We start from the raw sequence: 21,654 nt of genomic DNA on the forward strand, positions 1-21,654 counted from the left end.
CAGGGAAACGGTGCGTGGCTGCTCGCAGATCGCGTAGGAGCCGGGTGCTACCCGACGCGGGTCGGCCAGGGCTTGTCGGTGCTGGTCATCAGCACCACGATCGCCAGTCGCATTGCGCGGTGTTGGCGAACGTTCGACAAGACCAGGTGCGGCCGGTGGTGGGCCCGCTCGCGGCCGACGCCAGCCACCTCAAGCGCTCGGCCGGATTCCCTCCAGGCCGAGCGCTTGAGCACCCAACCAGGGACAATCGGCCATAACGGACGAGGAGACGAGATGGACCCGATCATTGCTGGTGGCCTCGCTAAAGCTGCTGACGCGAACGCGAACGAGTCGGCCAAAGTCGCAAGCAATCTGCTGATCCGGCTACTTGGACCGGCCGCCGACGAGTATGGCGAGCAACTCCGCCAGGCCGTTGGGCGCCAGCGCGCCACACGTGCCGCGCGAATACTCTCCAAGGCGGAGGCCAAATCTCGAGGGCGCACTGGATCGGTGCCGCCGCGGGTCGCCTATCGCGTTCTGGAGGACGGCACGCTGAGCGATGACGAACTGATGGCGGAGTACCTCAGCGGCGTTCTGGCTAGCAGCCGTACCCCCAGTGGCCGCGACGATCGGGCTGTGACCTGGTCGAGCCTGATCGGGCGCATGAGTTCACTGCAACTGCGTGCTCACTACGTTCTCTATCGGGAATGGGCGATCAAACTCGCTGGGCGCGACGACATCAATCTCGGCGACGTTGACCAGCGGGACAATGCTCGAATGGTGCTCGACCTCGAGGAATTCATCGACACTGTACAGGACGAAGCCGAACCGCTCCCAAAGAACGAACTCCTGTCCCATGCCGTATGGGGACTGACCGAACACGGGCTGATCGCGAAATTCCAGTATGGGTCTACCGCAGATCTGAAACGTCAGGAACTTCCATTTAAATACATCATCGAAGCCCGGCCGACCGTGGTAGGCGTGGAACTGTGGGGCTGGGCTGCAGGACGGGTCGGGACCGTTAAAGACTTCGTCGTCGATCCGCCCAAACTGGAGGTTGACGCCCCGATCCCACGGCCCTCGGTGCTGTTCCCGACGCTGCCTGCGCGAGTCATCTCCCACGACGATGATGCGCCAGATGCGTGATCGCCGGCACGTCCGGACTGCCAGTGTGGCCGACGCCAACCAGGGAGACGGGAGTTAATGGGGGCGCGCACCCACGAACGAGCCCCCGACCAACGTTTGCGCTGGTCGGGGGCTCGTTCATCACTCGGGGTGCGGTAGCGGTGGGATTTGAACCCACGGTGGACTTTCACCCACACACGCTTTCGAGGCGTGCTCCTTAGGCCGCTCGGACACGCTACCTTTGCCCACCACAACAGCAGCGGGCCGTAGCAGGATACCTGGTCGAAGCCCGGTTCCACGAATCGACCGCCAAGGCGCCGTCGCACGGCCGCGAGCGCCCCCTTGCCCGACTGCTGTCCGACGACCGGACCTGCTAGATCCTCCGGCCGCGCCACTTCATCCGGCGACGCGCACCCGACCGTAGAGTGACCTCATGGCGACGACCGCTGACGCAGAACCCGTTTCCGACACTGCGGCAGAGAACGCTGAGGCCAAGGTCGGCGATCTCGTCGAGCGCACCGCGGCCTCGATCCGCTCGTGGATCATCACGGGCAAGGCCAGGCCGGGCGAGCGGCTCTCGGAGAAGGCCGTCGCCGAGACCCTGGCGGTCTCGCGCAACACGCTCCGTGAGTCGTTCCGGGTACTGACGCACGAGAACCTGCTCGTCCGGCGTCCGCACGCCGGCGTGATGGTGGCCGTCCCGACGCTCGCGTCGATCCTGGACATCTACCGCGTGCGCCGCATGATCGAGGGGCAGGCCCTGCGCGGCGCGATACCCGGTCATCCCGCGACCGACATCATGCGCAAGGCCGTCGAGAGCGCCGAACGGGCTCGCGACGAGCAGGACTGGCGGGCCGCCGGAACGGCCAACATGGAGTTCCATCGCGGGATCGTCGCCCTCTGCGACAGCGAGCACCTCGACCGGCTCTATGCCACCGTCTCGGCGGAGCTGCGCCTCGCGTTCGGCCTGCTCGCCAACCCGGAGTATCTGCACGCCCCCTACGTGGCCCGCAACGCGCGGATCCTGGAGATGACCCTCGCCGGAGACAGCGCGGCGGCCGCCGCGGAGCTCGACGAGTACCTCGTCCAGTCGGAGCGGACGGTCGCAGCCGCGTACTCCCGACGCACACCGGGCGACCCTGCCTGACAGTTCGGCGACGTGCAGTGTTGCTGACAGTGCACATTGTCTACGGTGCGTGACACAGCCCGCGGAGCACCCTTCTCCGCGGAGGGGGGCCTGGCCGACGCCGCACCGGGCATCGGGCACCGGGCACCGCATCCCGCCCCCACCCGCCCGGCGCCGCAGCCGCAGCCGCAGCTCCAACCGCCACCCCGAGGCTCACCGCACGGGCAGCACCGCCAACAGCTCGTCCAGCTGCTGCCTTGTGTTCGAGACGTACCCGCCCCGCAGGCGCATCGCCGCGTCCCAGATCTCTCGGTCCCCGGACGACTGCCGTTCCAGCACACTCATGTTCTCGGTGAGGTCCAGTCGCCGGTTGAATCCCTGGACGGTGTCGCGCCAACGGTGCAGCCCGATCACGAGCGTGGTGTCCTTGCGCCGGTCGAGCGCGCCCGAGACGAGCGCCGCATCGACGGCGGAGACCGCGAGCCGCGCGAAGACGGCCCGTGGACGGTGGTCCTCGGCCCGAGCGAACTCGTTGTCCGCGAGGACGGACCGGTTGCGCTCCAGCTCGCGGCGAATCGCGGCGAGCACCTGAGCGTGTCGTTCCGCCTCGCTGCTCAGCCGCTCCACGACGAGCCCGGTCATGCCCGCCACGAGCGTCAGCGAGTTGACCGCCGGCTCCCAGCGCGGCTCCCCCGGCAGCACGAACCACAGGACGCCGAGCACGAACGCGGCGGCCAGCAGCCCGTAGGTGACGGCAGCGACGGTTGCGCGCGCGACGGTCACGTGCCGGTCCAGCATCCAGCCGGGGCCGGGCACGATCAGGCCCAGATGGTGAAGGGCCGGTCGTCCACCCGCGGCTCCGCGGGCGCCGGAGGGCCCACGACGTAGACACGGTCGCCGGGGCGGAGGACGTCGAGGACGCGCTCAAGGACGGCAGCGGCGCCGTCGTCGTCCACGACCACGAGGTCCAGGTGCAGGGAGAGGACCCCCGCTCGGACCGGCGCCTGATCCAGGTCAGGCGCGTGATCACGCGGCCCCACCTCCGTGCGGGCCTTCCGCCGGAGCCGGGGAACCGCTCGGACCAGCAGGCCGAGGCGGTGCCCCACGGGCTGCTGCTGCACTGTCGGTTCGGCCATGTCGGTCATCCTCCGGCGCGGGCGGGCAGATCTCGCTGCACAACCAGGCTAGCGGTGTCCGACAGAACTATCTAGGTTGTTGAACAACTCCCAGCGAACTGAGTGCTGGGCACCAGCGGCAAGAACCCGCGCGTGCCCAGCACTCAGCCGTCAGAGCTCCGTCGGTCAGTAGACGTACGGCCAGCCTGCGGAGTCATAGGCCAGCAGGTTGATGCCCAGCCGCGACGCCCCGCTGTCCGTGTAGTAGTGGTAGAACAGCGCGTCGGCGTCACTGTCGGCGAACACCGCCTGATGGCCAGGGCCGTTGATGCTCCCGTGGCTCGCGAGGATCTCCGTGCCACCGCCGGAGTTCATGGGGGTCCCGGCGCGGTCGACGTAGGGACCGGTGACCGACGTCGAGCGGCCCACCATCACGCGGTAGGTGCTGTTCGCGCCCTGGCAGCAGGTGTCGAACGAGACGAACTGGTAGTAGTAACCGTTCCGGTAGTGGATGGTCGGCGCCTCGACGGCACCGCCGCCCCGGCTCGCGATGCTGTGGAACTCGGTCCCGGACCGCTTGCCCGTCGAGGAGTCGAGCCTGATCATCTTGATGCCCGACCAGAACGAGCCGAAGCTGAGGTACCAGCGGCCGGACTGGTCGATGACGAGGTTCGGGTCGATGGCGTTCCAGTTGTCCGACGTCCGCGACTCGATGACGAGTCCCTGGTTCGTCCACGAGCCCTGGGCGCCCGTCGTGCTGGTGGCAAGGAAGATCGCCGAGCGGTTCGAGCCGAACGTCGAGGCCGAGTAGTACAGGTAGTAGCGGCCATTGACGTAGGTGATGTCGGGCGCCCAGACGTGGTTGCTGCCGTTCGTGTACGTGTGCGCCCAGGGGACACCGTTCGGGAAGGCGGCGCCGGCGTTGTTCCACTGGGTGCGGTCCGCGGACGTCTTCAGGGTGATCCCGTCGCCCGTGTGGGCGAGCAGGTAGTTGCCGGCGGGTGACTTGGCGACCTCCGGGTCGTGCACACCGGTGCTTCCGGTGACGACACCCGGGTTGGGATAGTCCGCCTGCGCGGTCGCCGCGGTCGCGGTCGCAGTCGCCGCAGCGCTGGCCGGGCCGCCTGCCGCGACCGTGCTGCCCGACGCCGCCGGGCTGATCGCGAGCCCCGCGGCGACGAGGAGCGCGATGGTCGCCTGTCGGCGCCGGGTGCTGCGGGTGGGTCGTGCTCGGAACTGGTGCATCGTTGCCTCCGTCCGGTACGTGCCACAGCGACGGGGCCCGATTGTGAGCGCTCACATTTCGGGGCCGGACCGTCGTCGCTCCGGCTTCTACAAGGTTGTAGAACAGTGTGATCCGGGTGAATTGGCACGTCAAGAGGCGATCGCTATCGGTGTTTCCCCGCTCCTTGAACGGAGCTCGACGCCCCGGCCCCGACTAACCTGTCGAATACCGCCGAACGCGCGGTAGTGTTCCGACACCGCCGAGGGAGGACACCGATGCCCGCGCCCACGCTCTTCGACTACTCGGACCACAGTCCGTACTCGAACCCAGGAACCCACGCTGGATTCTTCAGCGAGCTGAGCACCGAACCGGATGCGCTGCACCGGTTCGCGTGCTCCGCCGTCGTGCACTACCGGGCCGACGGTCCAGCGCTCACCGAAGCGCAGAAGGCCGACCCGGACCGGCGCTGGCTGACGTCGATCCTGGACGCCGCCGAGGCGCGTGCCCCGCTCGACGGGCCGCGCACGCTCGCGCAGCAGGTCGCAGGATGCTGCCGCGACCACACCCTGATCTCGCTCGGTGTGCTGCGCACGCACGGCATTCCCGCACGGTCCCGGATCGGGTTCGCCACGTACTTCACGCCCGGCTGGAACAGCGACCACGTGGTGGGTGAACGCTGGGACGGCGAGCGCTGGGTGCGGTTCGACCCGGAGCTCGGCCAGGAGGACTTCGACTTCGACGTCCACGACATGCCCACCGGGCCCGAGTCGCCGTTCCAGACGGCGGCCGAGGCGTGGCTGGCGATCCGCGCCGGTACCGCCGACGCGGACAGGTACGGTGTCGGACCGGACGCGCCGCACCTGTCCGGCAAGGACTTCGTCCGGCAGTACGTGCTGCTCGAGGTGGCGCACCGGCACCGCGACGAGCTGCTGCTCTGGGACATCTGGGGGCCACAGCTCGGCGCTCCGGACCTCCAGGAGGCGGGCGGCCGGCAGGTCGGCACCTGGATCCGTGAGTCGGGCCTCCCGGGGACCGATACGTCCGACGCCGAGTTCGACGCGGTCGCCGACGAGCTCGCCTACCTGCTCGTCGCCGCCGACGCCGGGGACGACGAGGCAGCCGACCAGCTCGCCGAGCTGTACCGCGAGGACGTGCGGCTGCATCCGGGCGAACGCGTCCTGACACTGTCCCCCACGGGGCACGCCGGCATCACGGACCTCGCCGCCCACTGACACCTGCCGCCGCCCGCCGTCGTTCGTCGTGGGCGTGATCGTTGCGACTACCTGCCCGATTTAGGCACAACGATCGCGCCCACAGCCGACTACAGGCGGTGGTCCAGCTCCTCCAGGACGTCGCTCGTGCCCGACTCGATCTTCACCGTCGCGTACCTGTCGCCCCGGGTGATCCCGCGGTTCACGATGACCACGGGCTTGCCGGCGGTGGCGGCGTGCCGCACGAACCGCAGGCCGCTCATCACGGTCAGGGACGAGCCGGCGACGAGCAGCGCGTCTGCGGAGTCCACCAGCTCGAACGCCCGCTCCACCCGCTCGCGGGGCACGTTCTCGCCGAAGTACACGATCTCCGGCTTGAGCACTCCCCCGCAGAACTCGCAGGGCGCCGGCCGGAAGTGCGCGGTGGACTCGATCACGGCGTCGGCGTCGGGCGCGATCTCGATGTCCGCGACATCGCCGACCGACTCGAGGAAGCCCGGGTTGAGCGCGTCGAGCCGCTCGGCGAGGTGGGTACGCGAGATGACCCGGCCACAGGAGAGGCAGATCACGCGGTCATAGCGTCCGTGCAGGTCGATGACGTTGCGCGAGCCCGCGTCCTCGTGCAGCAGGTCCACGTTCTGCGTGATGATCCCGGCGAGGATGTCGCGCTCCTCGAGCCGGACGAGCGCCCGGTGCCCCGCGTTCGGCACCGACCGGTTCACGTGCTGCCAGCCCACGTGGTTGCGGGCCCAGTAGTGCCTGCGGAACTCCGCGTCCCCCACGAACTGCTGATAGGTCATCGGGCTGCGGGGCGGGGAGTCGGGTCCGCGGTAGTCGGGGATGCCGGAGTCGGTCGAGATCCCGGCGCCCGTGAGCGCCGTGAACCGCAGACCGGTGAGCACCTCGACGGCGTCGTCCACGGTGGTGCGGGCGACGTCGACGGGTTCAGGGTTCCACGTGGTGGGTCGGGCTTGAGGGAACACGCTTACGAGGGTATGTCGCCGGTGGCCCGTCGGCCCCGCTGTGTGTTCCATTTCGCACAAGGCGGCATCCCGCTAACCTGGGATCTCTTTGCATCGACGCACAAGGGGAGCGCGTGGGCGACTCAGCGATATCAAGGATCGACAGCACCCTGGCCGGCGATGACTTCGCGTGGTCCGTGACCCTCGTCGGCGAGGACCAGTCCGACAAGCTGGCCACCCTGGCGCAGTACCTCGACGACGGTCACTCGAGCACCGGCGACGGCAAACGCGTCCCCTCTGGATACGCCTACTGGGGGATCGGCCCCACCATCGCGTGGTTCAACGCCTCGAACGACCCGACCTACATGGTCATCAAGGTCGGCACCGAGATGTTCCGCAGGCAGTGGCGCACCATCTCACCGCTCGTCACGGACGAGTGTGTGCACCTGGTCAGCCTCGGCGTCGGCACCGGCGCCAAGGACGGGATGTTCCTCGAGACGATGCGGCGCGCCCACCCGTCGATGCTCTACATCCCCGTCGACATGAGCGCAGAGATGCTCCGGACCGGCTCGCGCACGGCGGTCCGGGACGCGCACTTCCCCCTCGACCGCTCCCTCGGCCTGCAGATCGACCTCTCGCTGGACGGCAACCTCGAGGAGCTCAAGCTGTTCCTCGACCGCCTCGTCGGCGACGAGTCGATCCTCTACTCGCTGGTCGGCAACACCGTCGCCAACTTCGACGACGACATGGAGTTCCTGAAGGGCGTGGCCCGGGTGCTGCGGCCCCAGGACCGGATGCTCGTGGAGTTCGCGACCACGGAGAGCCTGTCCCCCACCGCCGTGCACGACGCCGAGGCCGAGTACCGCCAGACCCGTGGGTTCGTCGAGTTCGTCGCGAGCGCCGTCCGCTACAACACGGACCTCAAGATCGACCTCGAGCAGATCCGGTTCACCGGCTCTGTCGAGGACGAGAGCATCCTGCTGAAGGTGTACTGGCAGAACGTCGGCACGGAGGCCATCCGGATGCTCATCCCAGGCAGCCGTCCTATCCGCCTCAAGCCGCAGGACACCATCCGGCTGTACACGACCCGCAAGTACACGACGGAGCGCATCGACCAGCTCGTCGCCGGCGCCGGCCTGCGCACCACGCACGTACAGCGCGAGCGGTATCGGCACACCCAGCGCCACAACCCTTTCGGCCTGGAGCTACGCCTCCTTGCCCACGACGAGAGCGCACCCGTCGAGCTGCCGACGTTCGACGTGTGGAACTAGTGCGGCCGCGGCTGCGCCTGCTGCGGCGACAGGTTCGCGTCGCCTGGTCGAGCCGCCGCTGGGCCCGCCGACGGCGCGTCGTCGTCGCCGCGACCACCTATGCCCTGCTCGGCATCGCCTTCGTGCTCGGCATCCTGTGGATACTCGGCGTCGGCCCGGAGTGGGAGCCCTGGGTCAACTCCCTGACCCTGCTCGCCGGCGTCACCGGGCTGATCGTGGAGCGGCAGAACGCTGAGACCGAGCGGCGCTCCGAGGTGGTCGCCTCCGTGGTCTTCGAGCTGCAGCAGAACCGTGCCATCGTCGAACGCCGCCTCGCCGGGCTGCGGACCGGCGGCCGGCGTGCGCTCTCGGTCAGCCCTCGGCTCGCCCTGTCCGCCGTCGATGCAGCGCTCGCCTCGGGCGTGCTCAGCAGGACTCCCGACAGCCCCCTCGTCGGGCAGCTGCACCGCTGGCGGGAGCAGGTGCAGGGGTACAACTGGCGCCGCGACCTCACGGAGTTCGAGCTCATGCTCATCAAGTACCAGGACAACGAGGACGCCGGCGCGAACCTGTCCAGCCTGGCGAACGAACGGCTGTACCTGCTCCGCCTGCGTACCCTGCTCGACCAGCTGCACTCCGCGCTGCCGCAGGTCTGACGGGTTCGGCTCAGCCTCGCCGGACCTCGAAGAACTGCCGGAGCAGCGCCCCGCACTCCGCTTCGCGCAGGCCGCCGAGCACCTCGACCTCGTGGAGCGCACGCTGGTCGCGCACCAGATCCCAGACGGACCCGGTGGCGCCCGCCTTCGGGTCCCACGCGCCGAGGACGAGCCGCTGGACGCGAGCCTGCACCAGCGCCCCCGCGCACATCGGGCACGGCTCAAGGGTCACCACGAGAGTGCAGCCGGTCAGGCGCCACTCGCCGCGGGTCGCCGCGGCGGCCCGCATCGCGAGCACCTCCGCGTGGGCGGTCGGGTCCCCCGTCGCCTCCCGTTCGTTGTGCCCGACGCCGATCACCCGGCCCGCCTCGTCGAGCACCAGCGCGCCGACCGGGACGTCGCCGGTGTCGAGGGCACGGCGAGCCTCGTCGAGGGCCGCGTCCATCCAGCTCTCCCAGTGCGCACGGCGCTCGGCGACGCTCAGGGCGCTCAGTCCCGCTGACCAGTCAGACACACAGGTCACCCTAGTGACCCACACGCCCGACAACTCGGTGAGGGACGACGGTGTGGGACTGGCAACGTTTCGAGGCGCCTCGCGGCCTCGGCCCGGCAGTGCCCGGTAGCGTGGGGCCCATGCGCCTCCACGTCGTCGACCACCCCCTGGTCGCCCACAAGCTGACCGTCCTGCGGGACGAGACCACAGCCTCGCCCACCTTCCGTCTCCTGGTCGACGAGCTCGTCACGCTCCTGGCCTACGAGGCCACGCGTGACATCGCTACCGAGCCGCACGAGGTCAAGACGCCGGTCACCACCATGACGGGCACCCGTCTCGCGTCCCCGCCGCCGCTCGTGGTGCCGATCCTGCGCGCCGGCCTCGGCATGCTCGACGGCATGAGCAGGCTGCTGCCGACGGCGGAGGTCGGGTTCCTGGGCCTGGTACGTGACGAGGAGACGTTCAAGGCCGTCACGTACGCCAACCGCCTGCCCGACGACCTCACCGGGCGGCACGTCTTCCTCATCGACCCGATGCTCGCCACCGGCGGCACGCTGGTCGCGGCGATCGACTACGTGCTGGAGCGCGGCGCCCGCGAGGTGACGGCGGTCTGCCTGCTGGCCGCCCCTGAGGGCATCAAGGCGCTCGAGGAGCACGTGGGTGACCGTCTGAACCTGTCGGTCGTCGTCGCAGCGGTGGACGAGCGACTCAACGAGAAGGCCTACATCGTGCCCGGTCTCGGCGACGCGGGCGACCGCCTGTACGGCATCGTCTGAGCCGCTGGCTCAGGCGCTCTGGGGATCGCCTGAGCCGAGGGCGTCACGCCTCGTCGGCGGTGGGGTCGGTGCACTCCCCGAACCACGGCCAGCGCGGCAGCTGCGCCCCGGCCACTGCGGCAGCGCTCGCCGCCGGCTTCGGCTCGCACACGTTGCCGACGCACACCTTGCCGTCGACGAAGAACGAGCGCTCCACCGTGTACCCGCGACCTTCGAGCTGACGGGTGAGCCGCACGGTGACGTTGCCCTCGCGGCTGATCGCGGTCTCGCGCGTGAGCTCGAGCGTCGTGGCCTGTCCCGCAACGACCAGCTGCTCAGGCCCGACCTCGCCGCTGCTCTCGCGGGTCAGCACGCCCAGCCAGTCGCGACCGCTCCCGTTGGCCACCGTAGCGGTGAGCAGGACGCGCTGGTCGGCGCACTGCGCCGCCGTGTCGACCGTGACGGACTCCGGCCAGGAGACCTGGGCGCACGACTCGAACGAGACGGGCATCGTCCTCAGCTGCTTGCCCGCCGCTTCCAGGGTGGCGGTCTCGGTACCCCACACGACCGGGAACCGGATCTCCTCGACCGCTCCGGCGGCCACGGTCTTGGTCAGATCGCCCACGTGGAACTTCACGGGCAGGGTCGATCCGGAGTTGTCAGCGGTGAAGGCGAAGGTCTGCACCGAGTGGTCCTGCTCGACGTCGAACTCACAGACCCCGGCATTCACCGGAGCCTCGCCGGCCATCGGGGCGATCTTTGCCCCGCCGTGGGGCGCCTTCGGGTTGACCTTGGGCACGACCGGGTCGGCGGGCTGGTCGCCGTCGGAGTCCACCCCGTCTCGCGAGAGCCGGAAGGTGACGTCGCCTGCGTCCAGCTGCTTGCGGTTCGTGTTCACCGTGAAGCTCACAGTGCCATTGGCTGCCACCGGAATACCCGGGGACTCCATGGTGGTGTCACCCACCGGGACGACCATCACGGCGGTCATCGACTCGTCCGACGTGTTGGTCACCGTGCCTTCAACGCCCACGGTGCCGCCCGCGTTGTAGGTCTTCGCACTCGTCTCGGTGGTCCACGACGGCGAGTAGCAGTCCGCTCCCTTGTGGTCACCGGCCGGCACCCTGGTCGTGTAGGTCTGCCCGTCCACCACCGTGGCGAGCACGAAGGCCGCCTGGCCGGACGGGACCCGCATACCGTCGGGCACGGTGAGCTGGGTGGACGCACCAGGCGGCACGTCCTTGCCCGAGGAATCGCTGCCACCGGCCGCCTCGAGCGCGACGCGCACCGTGCGCTGCGTCGTGTTGGTATAGGTACCGGTCACGACGGCCTTGGCGGTGCCGGCTCCCCCCTTGGCGAGGCAGGAGGCGGCGACGTCCTTGACGCCGGCACTGGCATTCGCCCAGGCGGACGTCGCGGCCAGCGTGGCCGTGGCGGAGTACGAGTTGCCCTCAGGGACGAGCGGGCGCAGGTTCGCGGCGCCCAGCACGGTGGGCCCCGCCGACGGCGCGGCGGCCGCCGTCGTGATGTTCAGCATGGTGTCCAGGGTGACTTCCGGCTCCAGCACGGTCGCGCCCGCGGCCGACCCGGGGAGCGGCGTGCAGCGCCAGACGTTCGACGAATCCCCGGGGGTGCAGGACAGCTCGTGCTGCCAGGCGGTGGGCCTCACGCCTTCGGGCAACGTCACCTCGACCGACCAGCCGGCGGGCACCGCCCGGTCACCCGTGCTGGTGACCCGGATGGGGAGCGCGGCAACACCGGGACTCGCGAGCGAGACATCGTCGCTCGCCGCGGACAGCTCGGGTCCGAACGGCGCCACCGTGCGGCCCGGAAGGTTGGTCGTGCGGCGCTCCACGCCGTCGGCCCAGACCGCGGTTCCGACCGGGTAGTCGCCGCCGGAGTTGGCCTGCACGGTCACGTCGACGTGGTGGTGCTGGCCCGGAGCTACCTCGCCGAGCGAGCAGTGCAGCACGTTCGCCTGCTCCGTCGGCGTGCAGGCGGCCGGTCCGTCGTCCGGAATCTGCCCCACGGTGGCAGGTGCGCTGGGCGACGAGCTCGGCGTGGCCTGTGTCTCGCCGTCGGAGGCGGCGCCGGCTTCGGTGCTGCCGTCGACGTCGGACCGTGGCTCGCTCGTGCCTGCCGTGCCCGGGCCTGCTCCGGTGGCAGCGGCAGGCGGGGTAGCACCCGCCTCCGTACCCTCGGTCGGCTCCACCGAGCCGGCCAGCCGGCCGCCGACACCCGTGCCGAACGGCCCGTCCGGCCGCGTCACGGTGAGTCCGGTGGGGAGCGTGATCTCCAGCTGCGTACCCGTCGTCGGGGTGTCGCCGGTGTTCTTGACGGTGAGTGCAAGCTGCTGGGGCTGCCGTGCGGCCAGCGGCTTCGAGGTGTCCGCGTACTCGACGACGAGGTACGTGCTCGTGGTCTCGCCGGGCTCGATGTCGGTCGGCAGGACCGGCTTGCCGTTGATGTCCTCCACGCCCGGCAGCTCCCGACCGTCCGGCGTCGTGATCACCTTGTCCGCGAGCACCGGCTCCGCGTCGGCCGGCGCGGTGATCTGCAGCGCCGCGACCATGGTGACGGCGGCGACGGCCAGCGCTCCGGCCGCCATGCTGCCGCCCGAAGCGGCCGCAGCGGCGGATGCGACCGCACCGGCGGTCGCTGAGACGGCACCGGCGGTGGCCGAGACCGCTGACGACACCGCGCCAGAGAACGTGCCGGTCGAGGCAGCGCCCACCGTCGCGGTAGCCGTCGGCGCACTGGTGGCCGCGGCGCCCGCCTTGGCCGCGGCGAACAGGCCGCCGATCGGCGCACCGGCCCCGACGAGGGCGAGGCCGCCCGCACCGAGCACCAGCGGGGCGATGACGGTCTTCATGCCGTGCGCGACGTCGTGCAGCTCGAGCACGAGGGCGCTGCAGGTACCGCAGGTCGCGAGGTGCTCGTCGATCTTCGCGGTCTCCCGCTTGGACAGGCTGTCACGCACGTAGCCGCCGAGCAGGGGGTTCACCGTGCGGCAGGTGTCCGACGGCGCGTGCGTCAGGTGCTGCTGCAGGTACCCGGCTCGCAGGGCCTCCTTGGCCCGGTAGAGCAGGGCGGAGACACCGTTGGGGCTGAGCCCCAGCACCGGCGCGACCTGCGCAGGCTTCAGGTCGTCGACCAGGACGTACCAGAGCACCTCGCGCCACCGCTCGGGGAGGTCGAAGTAGGCCTTGGAGACCACGCTGCGCTCGAAGCCGGCGAGCGCCGGGTCCTCCTCCGACGCGACCCGGCCGAGCACCGACTCGATCTCGTCGTCCGTGCTGGGGCGGGTGCGCGCAGCGCCGCGGGACACGTCGAACGACCGGTGGCGCACCACGGTGTACAGGTACGGACGGAACCCGGTGTCGGGCCCGGCGCCACGACGGAGCATCTCGAACAGCTTGCTGAAGGCGTCCGCGACGACATCGTCGGCGTCCGCTGGTGAGACGTACTGCCGCGCGAGCGCTCGTGCTGCCCCTGCGTGGCGCTCGTAGAGCACGCCAAAAGCGTCGCGGTCACCTGATCTGACCTGCAGGATCAGTTCCGCGTCGCTTGGGGTTCCCCCCGTGCTGCTCTCGGCTTGCTTCACGTCTACCCAGACTCTCGGCCGTGTCCTGCCAAAGACTATAGAGCCACACCGCGATTCTAGGGGCTGAAAAAAACATTTCCTGGGTGACCGTCGGGTGAAGTGCGGTACACCACCCCTGAAGGTGCGTCATGATTGATCCCCGTGAGGGTTCCTTCATCATGAGCGAGTCACAGCAGGAGGCGCGGGTGCGTGTGCATGACCTGCGTGAGCGGTGGCGCGCTACCAGTCTGGCGTCCGTCTGGATCCGGCCGAACGACTGGGAGCACCCAGCCGCGGAAGCGCTTGCCGAAGCACTGGCAGAGGGCCGTGGAGTGATCGCGCCCGCAGAACGTCTGGGAGCTGCCCGGGCGGACGTGGGCGCGGGCATCACCGAGGCGCTGGACGACGTGGCGTGCCTCTACGCCGCGTTCGGCCGCCCTACCGACGTGGGGGCGTTGCGCGCAGCGGCGATCGGCTGGGTCGGCGCACGCGAGCGCGTCCCGTACCAGGTGGCCACGCACGATCCGTCGACCGGCCTACCGACGGGCGAGTACCTGGGCGAGCGGTTGCGCGAGACCTACGGCACGGCGCAGCGCAGCGGTACGACCGCTGGAGCCTCCCACTGCCTGCTCGTGCTCGACGTCGGCCTCGACAGCCTCGACACGTGGCAACGGCTCGCGCGCTCCGCGGCGATCGGCCGCACCCTGCACCAGGTCTTCGGCGAGGGCCATCCAATGGCCGCTGTCGACGACGGCACCTTCGTGGTGCTGTGCGAGCGCGGCCCGACGACCGCGGAGCTGGGCCAGTCGCTGCGCCGCGTCGTGGAGCGCAACGCCGAGGTGCTCGGCCTCACCACAGAGGTACGCAGGCCGACCCGGGTATGGGTGGAACGCCTGCCCGGCACGCACGACGACGCGCTGTTGCTGCTCGACCACCTGGCTCGCTGAGGTTTCCGAACCCGCTGAGGCCTCCGAACTCACCCAGCAAGAGCGCCTGCTCAACGTCGAGCAGGCGCTCTGCTTCGTACCGGGCCGGTCAGCCCTCCAGGACGGGCTTCCGGAAAAAGTCCCGTCAACCCTCCTGGAAGGTGAGGCAGTCGGCGTGCCCCGGGTCGTCCGGACCCGCACCCACCCGGATCGACGGGGCGCTGCACTCCAGGTTGTCGTTGTGCGTGCACTCACCGCGCTGGCAGGCACCGACGTGGGCGATGACCTTTTCGAGACCGCCCTTGGTGCTCAGCGGGATGAACGTGGCGCAGGAGGCGTCGCCCCTGTGCCCGGCGATGGTCACGGCGCCTGCGTGGCAGCCGTGGTCGTGGTTGTAGCCGCATCCGTCGATCGAGCACTCGGCTACCTCGGGCATTTCCATCAGCGTGCTCATGGCTCACTCCTCGCGTGGTGCGCTGAGACATCTCCGATAGGCCGATCCTATTCCGGAAATGCAGAACCCGTAGAGCAAGGAATGCCTTACCTATTCTGCCCGTATTTCTCGATTAACGAAAGAATTGCGTTGCCGAAATTACGGTCCGCAGCGAGGACGCTCAACCCTCGCGGCGCGGAGACGGCCGCCAGAGCACTACCGCGCCGCCGCCGACGGCGCGGTGCTCGAGGTCGACCCGCATCGCCGTGCTGCGAACCCGCTGCCCGCGCTGCACCACTACGACGTCGCCGGCGTCCGGGCCGGCAGCGAACACGCGGCCTTCCTCCTGGACCCGCATCAGCAGGTCACTCAGGCGCTCCTCCAACACCGAGACGTGCGCCTCCAGGTCGAGGATGCGCTTGATCCCTGCGAGGTTGATGCCCTCGACCTGCGCGAGCCGCTGCACCTGGAGCAGACGCGCCACGTCCCGGCGCGAGTACCGGCGGCCCCTGCCGCGGGTGCGCCGGGGCACCACCAGGCCGAGGCGGTCGTACTGCCGCAGCGTCTGCGGGTGCATGCCCGCGAGGCTGGCGGCCTTGGAGACGGTGAGCACGGGTGCGTCGTCGTCAACCATGCACTCCTCCCCCTGTCTCGTTCGCTCTGCTTATACGTGCGGGCAGGCTAACCGACCTCGGCGCGGTGGGACATATGCCCCACCGCGCCGACAGTCATTCCGCCGCCCGTTCGGCCAGCCCTGCGCGTACGTCCTCGCCGTCGCTCTCTGCGGCAAACGTCTCGAGCGCCTGTCTCGCCTTCTTGCTGAGCTTTTGCGGGACGACCACCTGAACGCTCACGAGCAGGTCGCCGTTCGCGGTCGCCGTCTGCACACCACGCCCCTTGACGCGGAGCACTCTGCCCGACGGTGTCCCAGCGGGCACCTTCAGCCGTACGGTCGCACCGTCGAGGGTCGGCACCTTCAGGGTGGTGCCGAGGGCTGCCTCCGCGAACGTGACGGGCACGGTCATGCGCAGGTCGAGCCCGTCCAGCGTCCAGACCGGATGGGGCGCCACGTGCACGGTGACCACCAGGTCGCCTGGCGTGCCCCCGCCGACACCCGGCTTGCCCTTGCCACGGAGACGAAGCTTCTTGCCGTCGTTGATGCCCGCAGGGACCCGGGCCGTGATGGTGCGGCCGTTGACCTCCAGCTCGGCGGTCGTGCCCTCCACCGCCGCGCGGAACGGCAGGGTGACCTGCGCGACGATGTCGGCGCCCTGGGTCGGCGCGGTGAACCCCGTGGGGCCCGCCGAACCGTAGCCGGGCCTTGCTCCACCGAACATGGAGCCGAGGATGTCCTCGAAGCCCGGCCCCGCGTTCCCGCCCTGCGTGTAACGGACACGTGGTCCGCCCCGCCCGGCCGCCCCCTGGCCGCCACCGAACATGGCGCCCATGATGTCCTCGAAGCCGCCCGCACCGGCGCCGCCGGGGCCCGCGGAGAAGCGTGCGCCACCCGCCATGGCACGCACGGCGTCGTACTGGCGGCGCTGCTCCGGGTCGGACAGCACCGCGTAGGCCTCGCCGATCTCCTTGAACCTGGTCTCAGCAGACGCGTTGCCCTGGTTCTGGTCGGGGTGATACTGGCGCGCCAGCTTGCGGTAGGCCTTCTTGATGGCCGCGTCGTCGGCGTCCTTCGGCACGCCCAGCACGGCGTAGAAGTCCTTCTCCATCCAGTCCTGACCGGTCATGGCACCTCCTTCCGCGTCGATTACCGGTGGCCGAGCTCGTCGAGGCCTGGGCCTCGACGAGCTCGGCCACCGGGAGATCACTCCGGTCCGACGACGCCCACTCGTGCCGCCCGGACCACCTTGTCGCCGATCTTGTAGCCCGGCTCCACCACGAGGTTCACCGTGGCGGACGTCGCGTCAGCGGAGGTCGAGTGCATGAGGGCCTCGTGCAGGTTGGGGTCGAACTCCTCCCCCACCTTGCCGAACCGCTCGACGCCGAACTTCTGCAGGTTCTGGTCGAGCTTCTCCGCGATCGCCGCCATGGCGCCGCTCAGCTCACCGTGCTGCTTGGCGCGCTCGATGTCGTCGAGAACGGGCAGCAGCGCCGCCAGCACGTCCTGCACGCCGCGGTTCCGTGCCGCCTCCTGGTCGCGCAGCGCACGGTTGCGGTAGTTCGTGAAGCTGGCTCGCTCACGCTGCAGCGCGTCGAGGTGCTCAGCGGCCTCGGCCTGAGCCTTGAGCACGGCCGCAGCCTCGGCCGCGTCACCGGACGGCTCGAAGTCGAGCCCCTCCAGCGGGTCGCCGGAGGCCTGCTGCTCGGCCTCTGCGGACTCGGCCGCCGAGGCTGCCTCGTCCGTCGACGCGGGCTCGCCCGCTGCGTCGTCCGACGCGACAGGCTCGGCCGGCCGGCTCTGCTCGCCGGAGTTGTTCACCTTGCGCTTGTCCCTGAACTGGAAGGGGTGCTCCCCCGAGCCATCCGGCTCAGGGGTTCCCTGCGGGTTCTCTTCGGTCACTTGCGCTCGTCCTCATCGTCCACGATCTCGGCGTCGACGACGTCCTCCTCAGGAGCCGACTGAGCGTTCGCCGTCTGCGGGCCGCCGTCTGCACCCTGCGCCGCAGGCTGCTCGGCGGAGTACAGCGCCTCGCCGATCTTCTGCGACGACGCGCCGAGCTTCTCGTACGAGGTCTTCACGGCCTCGGCGTCCTCGCCCTCGAGCGCGGACTTCACCGCGGCGATGTCCGCCTCGACCTCGGTGACGACCTCGGCCGGGAGCTTGTCGCGGTTGTCCGCGATCTGCTTCTCCATGGAGTACGCGAAGGTCTCCGCCTGGTTGCGGGTGTCCGCGTCCTCGCGACGCTTCTTGTCCTCCTCGGCGTGCGTCTCGGCGTCCTTGACCATGCGGTCGATGTCCTCCTTGGGGAGGGCCGAACCGCCGGTGATCTTCATCGACTGCTCCATGCCCGTGCCGCGGTCCTTTGCGGACACGTGCACGATGCCGTTCGCGTCGATGTCGAACGTGACCTCGATCTGCGGCACGCCGCGCGGGGCCGGTGCGATACCGGTGAGCTCGAAGACGCCCAGCGGCTTGTTGTCACGCGTGAACTCGCGCTCGCCCTGGAACACCTGGATCGCCACGGACGGCTGGTTGTCGTCGGCCGTGGAGAAGACCTCGCTGCGCTTGGTCGGGATGGCCGTGTTGCGCTCGATGAGCTTGGTCATCACGCCACCCTTGGTCTCGATGCCGAGGGACAGCGGAGTGACGTCGATCAGCAGGACGTCCTTGCGGTCGCCGGAGATGACGCCGGCCTGGAGGGCTGCACCGACGGCGACGACCTCGTCCGGGTTCACGCCCTTGTTCGGCTCGCGGCCGCCCGTGAGCTCCTTGATGACCTCGGTCACGGCGGGCATCCGGGTGGAGCCACCCACGAGCACGACGTGGTCGATGTCGGAGACCGAGATGCCCGCGTCGCGGATGACCGCGTGGAACGGGGCCTTGGTGCGGTCGATGAGGTCCTGGGTCATCTGCTGGAACTGAGCGCGTGTGAGCTTCTCGTCCAGGTGGATGGGGCCGTTCTCGCTCATCGAGAGGTACTGCATCGAGATGTTGGTGCTCGTCGCGGACGAGAGCTCCTTCTTGGCCTGCTCCGAGGCCTCGCGGAGGCGCTGCAGCGCGATCTTGTCCTTCGACAGGTCGACACCGGAGGAGTTCTTCACCTGCTTGATGAGGTGCTCGACGACGCGGAAGTCCCAGTCGTCGCCGCCGAGCCGGTTGTCACCGGACGTGGCGCGCACCTGGATGGTCGAGAAGTCGTCCTCGTCCTTGCCCACCTCGAGCAGGGAGACGTCGAACGTGCCACCACCCAGGTCGAAGACCAGGATGAGCTCGTCCTCCTTGCCCTTGTCGAGGCCGTAGGCGAGGGCGGCGGCGGTGGGCTCGTTGACGATGCGCTTGACGTCGAGGCCGGCGATCTGGCCGGCGTCCTTCGTGGCCTGGCGCTCGGCGTCGTTGAAGTACGCGGGGACCGTGATCACGGCCTCCGTGACGGGCTCGCCCAGGTACTCCTCGGCGTCGCGCTTGAGCTTGCCGAGGATGCGCGCGGAGATCTCCTGCGGCGTGTACTTCTTGTCGTCGATGTCCTGGGACCAGTCGGTGCCCATGTGGCGCTTGACCGACGAGATGGTGCGGTCCACGTTCGTGACCGCCTGACGCTTGGCGACCTCGCCCACGAGGACCTCGCCGGTCTTGGAGAACGCGACCACCGACGGGGTGGTCCGCGAGCCCTCCGCGTTGGCGATGACGGTGGGCTCTCCGCCTTCGAGGACCGACACCACCGAGTTCGTGGTGCCGAGGTCGATACCTACTGCGCGTGCCATATTGCTACCTTCCTACGACAGGTTGAGTCTTCTGCACTCAACTTAAGCCGGAGATCGCGAAGAAGCAAGCCCGGACCCGCAAAGTTGAGCCTGCTTCACTCAACCTCCACCGGGCTCGGATGGTTCCCGCGACGGAAGGGCGACCGGCGCCGGATTATGGTGTTCGCCATGCCCTTCGAGATCGCCCTGACCGACGACGTCACGCTGCGCGAGCTGACCAAGGACGACGCAGCGGCCCTCGCCCACGGCTACGCCCGCAACCGTGAGCACCTGGCGCCGTGGGACCCCGCGCGGCCCGAGGAGTTCTACACGGAGGAGTGGCACAAGGACCGCCTCTGGGCGCAGGTCCTGGAGAACTCGACGGGCCGCGCGCTGCACACGGTGCTGGAGGCGGACGGCGAGATCGTCGGCCGGCTGAACCTCACCGACATCGTGCGCGGCGCCTTCCAGAACGGGCACGTCGGCTACTGGCTCGACGCCCGGTTCACCGGCCGGGGCCTGATGACGGGCGCCATCGAGGCGCTGGTGGTCCACGCACGTGACGAGCTCGGTCTGCATCGCCTGCAGGCGGCGACGCTCCCGCACAACGAGGCGTCGCAGGCGGTGCTGGCTCGGCTCGGCTTCGAGAGGATCGGCTTCGCGCCCAGCTATCTCAAGATCGGCGGGCAGTGGCAGGACCACGTCCTGTTCCAGCTGATCCTGCACGGCTGAGCGGACCCGGTCGACGAGGGGCGGCCCGTGGGGCTGCGACACCCCTGCGGCACGACACGCCGTCGTCGACCCTGTTTCGCCCCTGTCAACAGGCGCGACGCTCTGACCTGCGGTACACAAGGGTGCACGACCGAGGCCACAGGGGGTGGGGCATCGGACGAGTACCCCGCGGGCCTGCCCGCGGGGGCCTGATGCCCGGGAACCCCGGGCCCCGACGGGGGGAGACCACCATGGCAAGCATCCACGGAAGCTCGTTGTCGATTGCGCTCCTGACAGCTCTGCTCGATCCGGAGGAAGACGGCCTCAGATCACCTCACGTCCAGGACCTGCTGCAGGAGGCCCTCGAGACGCGCGAGGACGCACGCGACGTGATCGTCGCGCTGCTCGCCTCGTCCGGCTCGATGCTGCGGCAGATCAGCTACCACAACGAGCAGGAACCGCTCGAGTCCCTGCAGAAGGTGGCCCTGGGCTTCCAGCGCAAGGTGGTCCAGCTCCCCGGCTGAGTCAGCGTTCGGTCGGCGCAGCCACCAGCTCGGCGTCCCTGAGCACGCGCAGCATGTTCGCGCTGGCCAGCTTGCCGAGGTCGGCGTCGGACCAGCCGTTCTCCGCGAGCGCCGCCAGCAGGGTGGGGTAGCCCGTCACGTCCTCGAGGCCTTCCGGCAGCGTGGGCGTGCCGTCGTAGTCCCCGCCCAGGCCCACGTGGTCGACGCCCGCGACCTCGCGGACGTGCTCGACGTGCGCGACGACGTCGGACAGCGTGGTGCGCGGCTGGGGGTGCGCGGCCCGCCACCGCGCCATGAACGGCTCGAACGCCCCGATGTCGGTGTTCTTGATGCCCTGGGCGGCGGCCTCCTCCGCGCCGGCCGCTCGCCACTCGGCAACGGCGGGCGACACGAACTGCGGCACGAACGTCACCATGCAGACGCCGCCGTTGGTGGCGAGGTCGCGCAGGACGTCGTCGGGCACGTTGCGGGGGACGTCGCAGACGGCGCGCGCGCTCGAGTGGCTGAAGATGACCGGGGCCGAGGTGACGCGCAGCGCGTGCCGCATGGTGCCCGCCGAGGTGTGCGAGAGGTCGACGAGCATGCCGAGGCGGTTCATCTCGCGCACCACGTCCTCACCGAACGGGGAGAGCCCGCCCAGCACCTCCTCGTCGGTGCCGGAGTCGGCCCACGGCACGTTGTCGTTGTGCGTGAGCGTCATGTACCGGACGCCGAGCGCGTACAGCATGCGCAGCACAGCGAGGGACTCGTCGATGGAGTGCCCGCCCTCCGCGCCCATGAGCGAGGCGATCCGGCCGTCGCTCCACGCCTGCTCGACGTCGGCGGCGGTCCGGGCGAGCCGTAGCGTCTCCGGGTACTTCCGCACCATGCGGTGCACGCAGTCGATCTGTTCGAGCGTCGCGGTGACCGCCGCGCCGCCGACGAGGCTGGACGGCACGTACACGGACCAGAACTGGGCGCCGACGCCGCCGTCGCGCAGGCGTGGCAGGTCGGTGTGGGTGGTCGTGAGGCGCTGCGCGATGTCGACGGCATCCAGGTCGTAGGACGACTGCTGACGCAGCTCCCACGGGAGGTCGTTGTGGCCGTCCCAGACGGGGTGCTTCTCGAGGAGTGCGGTGAGGCGGTCTGCGGTCGTCATGCGGGCGAGGCTACCGGCCGTCCTGACGCGTCAGGCGTGCGGACCACCGAGGTGGTCTGCACGCCTGACGCCAGCGGGGGTCGGCTCAG

At 69.8% G+C, this 21,654-nt stretch carries 21 protein-coding genes and 1 tRNA gene; 9 read left to right on the forward strand and 13 right to left on the reverse strand.

Annotated elements, in window-relative coordinates; genetic code table 11:
• The first annotated feature begins 273 nt into the window (after positions 1-273).
• Complete coding sequence (locus ACFS27_RS09280) at positions 274-1,125, forward strand: hypothetical protein (protein WP_377182205.1); 852 nt, start codon at positions 274-276, stop codon at positions 1,123-1,125.
• A gap of 132 nt (positions 1,126-1,257) precedes the next feature.
• Here the strand turns inward: ACFS27_RS09280 and ACFS27_RS09285 are convergent.
• A tRNA-Ser gene (locus tag ACFS27_RS09285) sits at positions 1,258-1,344 on the reverse strand.
• A 193-nt stretch (positions 1,345-1,537) separates the two neighbouring features.
• Between ACFS27_RS09285 and ACFS27_RS09290 the strand changes: the two genes are divergently transcribed.
• Positions 1,538-2,251 (forward strand): GntR family transcriptional regulator, encoded by a 714-nt coding sequence (locus tag ACFS27_RS09290; RefSeq protein ID WP_377182207.1) that lies wholly within the window; start codon positions 1,538-1,540, stop codon positions 2,249-2,251.
• A gap of 192 nt (positions 2,252-2,443) precedes the next feature.
• Here the strand turns inward: ACFS27_RS09290 and ACFS27_RS09295 are convergent, their stop codons facing one another.
• The 3 genes from ACFS27_RS09295 to ACFS27_RS09305 form a co-directional block, all read right to left on the reverse strand.
• On the reverse strand, positions 2,444-3,046 hold the full coding sequence (locus tag ACFS27_RS09295) for a hypothetical protein (protein WP_377182209.1): 603 nt from the start codon (positions 3,044-3,046) through the stop codon (positions 2,444-2,446).
• Between the two features lie 2 nt (positions 3,047-3,048).
• A complete protein-coding gene (locus ACFS27_RS09300; protein WP_377182211.1) occupies positions 3,049-3,366 on the reverse strand; it encodes a hypothetical protein in 318 nt (105 codons plus the stop codon).
• A 165-nt stretch (positions 3,367-3,531) separates the two neighbouring features.
• Positions 3,532-4,590, reverse strand: a complete 1,059-nt coding sequence (locus ACFS27_RS09305) for an arabinan endo-1,5-alpha-L-arabinosidase (protein ID WP_377182213.1) — start codon at positions 4,588-4,590, stop codon at positions 3,532-3,534.
• A gap of 255 nt (positions 4,591-4,845) precedes the next feature.
• Between ACFS27_RS09305 and ACFS27_RS09310 the strand changes: the two genes are divergently transcribed.
• Positions 4,846-5,802, forward strand: coding sequence for a transglutaminase-like domain-containing protein (locus tag ACFS27_RS09310; protein ID WP_377182215.1), 957 nt, complete (start codon positions 4,846-4,848; stop codon positions 5,800-5,802).
• 89 nt (positions 5,803-5,891) lie between these two features.
• Here the strand turns inward: ACFS27_RS09310 and ACFS27_RS09315 are convergent, their stop codons facing one another.
• On the reverse strand, positions 5,892-6,815 hold the full coding sequence (locus ACFS27_RS09315) for a Sir2 family NAD-dependent protein deacetylase (RefSeq protein WP_377182217.1): 924 nt from the start codon (positions 6,813-6,815) through the stop codon (positions 5,892-5,894).
• Positions 6,816-6,877: 62 nt separating this feature from the next.
• Here ACFS27_RS09315 and ACFS27_RS09320 point away from each other — a divergent pair, with 62 nt between their 5' ends.
• Positions 6,878-8,014: an L-histidine N(alpha)-methyltransferase gene (locus tag ACFS27_RS09320; protein ID WP_377182220.1), complete on the forward strand. Its 1,137-nt coding sequence runs from the start codon at positions 6,878-6,880 to the stop codon at positions 8,012-8,014.
• Positions 8,005-8,649 carry a hypothetical protein gene (locus ACFS27_RS09325; RefSeq protein WP_377182222.1) on the forward strand — a complete coding sequence of 215 codons (645 nt, stop codon included), beginning with the start codon at positions 8,005-8,007 and terminating at the stop codon, positions 8,647-8,649. The genes ACFS27_RS09320 and ACFS27_RS09325 overlap by 10 nt, the downstream gene beginning before the upstream one ends.
• Positions 8,650-8,659: 10 nt before the next feature.
• Here ACFS27_RS09325 and ACFS27_RS09330 read toward each other — a convergent pair whose 3' ends face one another.
• Positions 8,660-9,094, reverse strand: a complete 435-nt coding sequence (locus ACFS27_RS09330; protein WP_377183665.1) for a nucleoside deaminase — start codon at positions 9,092-9,094, stop codon at positions 8,660-8,662.
• A 188-nt stretch (positions 9,095-9,282) separates the two neighbouring features.
• Here ACFS27_RS09330 and upp point away from each other — a divergent pair, with 188 nt between their 5' ends.
• On the forward strand, positions 9,283-9,918 hold the full coding sequence (upp, locus tag ACFS27_RS09335; RefSeq protein WP_377182224.1) for a uracil phosphoribosyltransferase: 636 nt from the start codon (positions 9,283-9,285) through the stop codon (positions 9,916-9,918).
• A gap of 43 nt (positions 9,919-9,961) precedes the next feature.
• On the opposite strand, the gene ACFS27_RS09340 is transcribed toward upp, so the two are convergent.
• On the reverse strand, positions 9,962-13,408 hold the full coding sequence (locus ACFS27_RS09340; protein WP_377182226.1) for a sigma-70 family RNA polymerase sigma factor: 3,447 nt from the start codon (positions 13,406-13,408) through the stop codon (positions 9,962-9,964).
• Between the two features lie 218 nt (positions 13,409-13,626).
• Here ACFS27_RS09340 and ACFS27_RS09345 point away from each other — a divergent pair, with 218 nt between their 5' ends.
• Positions 13,627-14,424 carry a hypothetical protein gene (locus ACFS27_RS09345; protein ID WP_377182228.1) on the forward strand — a complete coding sequence of 266 codons (798 nt, stop codon included), beginning with the start codon at positions 13,627-13,629 and terminating at the stop codon, positions 14,422-14,424.
• Between the two features lie 124 nt (positions 14,425-14,548).
• Here the strand turns inward: ACFS27_RS09345 and ACFS27_RS09350 are convergent, their stop codons facing one another.
• From ACFS27_RS09350 to dnaK, 5 genes are all read right to left on the reverse strand, one after another.
• On the reverse strand, positions 14,549-14,857 hold the full coding sequence (locus ACFS27_RS09350; protein ID WP_377182230.1) for a DUF1540 domain-containing protein: 309 nt from the start codon (positions 14,855-14,857) through the stop codon (positions 14,549-14,551).
• A gap of 160 nt (positions 14,858-15,017) precedes the next feature.
• Positions 15,018-15,470 (reverse strand): heat shock protein transcriptional repressor HspR, encoded by a 453-nt coding sequence (locus ACFS27_RS09355; protein ID WP_377182232.1) that lies wholly within the window; start codon positions 15,468-15,470, stop codon positions 15,018-15,020.
• Between the two features lie 94 nt (positions 15,471-15,564).
• A complete protein-coding gene (locus ACFS27_RS09360) occupies positions 15,565-16,578 on the reverse strand; it encodes a DnaJ C-terminal domain-containing protein (RefSeq protein ID WP_377182234.1) in 1,014 nt (337 codons plus the stop codon).
• A 77-nt stretch (positions 16,579-16,655) separates the two neighbouring features.
• Positions 16,656-17,351 (reverse strand): nucleotide exchange factor GrpE, encoded by a 696-nt coding sequence (grpE, locus tag ACFS27_RS09365; RefSeq protein ID WP_377182236.1) that lies wholly within the window; start codon positions 17,349-17,351, stop codon positions 16,656-16,658.
• Positions 17,348-19,213, reverse strand: a complete 1,866-nt coding sequence (dnaK, locus tag ACFS27_RS09370; protein ID WP_377182238.1) for a molecular chaperone DnaK — start codon at positions 19,211-19,213, stop codon at positions 17,348-17,350. The genes grpE and dnaK overlap by 4 nt, the downstream gene beginning before the upstream one ends.
• Before the next feature lie 168 nt (positions 19,214-19,381).
• Between dnaK and ACFS27_RS09375 the strand changes: the two genes are divergently transcribed.
• Together ACFS27_RS09375 and ACFS27_RS09380 are read left to right on the forward strand one after the other, a co-directional pair.
• Positions 19,382-19,924, forward strand: a complete 543-nt coding sequence (locus tag ACFS27_RS09375) for a GNAT family N-acetyltransferase (RefSeq protein ID WP_377182240.1) — start codon at positions 19,382-19,384, stop codon at positions 19,922-19,924.
• A 230-nt stretch (positions 19,925-20,154) separates the two neighbouring features.
• Positions 20,155-20,427 carry a hypothetical protein gene (locus ACFS27_RS09380; protein WP_253870913.1) on the forward strand — a complete coding sequence of 91 codons (273 nt, stop codon included), beginning with the start codon at positions 20,155-20,157 and terminating at the stop codon, positions 20,425-20,427.
• A 1-nt stretch (position 20,428) separates the two neighbouring features.
• Here the strand turns inward: ACFS27_RS09380 and ACFS27_RS09385 are convergent, their stop codons facing one another.
• Positions 20,429-21,565, reverse strand: coding sequence for a dipeptidase (locus ACFS27_RS09385; RefSeq protein WP_377182242.1), 1,137 nt, complete (start codon positions 21,563-21,565; stop codon positions 20,429-20,431).
• Positions 21,566-21,654: the final 89 nt, after the last annotated feature.

Source organism: Promicromonospora vindobonensis (assembly GCF_042685865.1).
GTDB lineage: Bacteria > Actinomycetota > Actinomycetes > Actinomycetales > Cellulomonadaceae > Promicromonospora > Promicromonospora vindobonensis.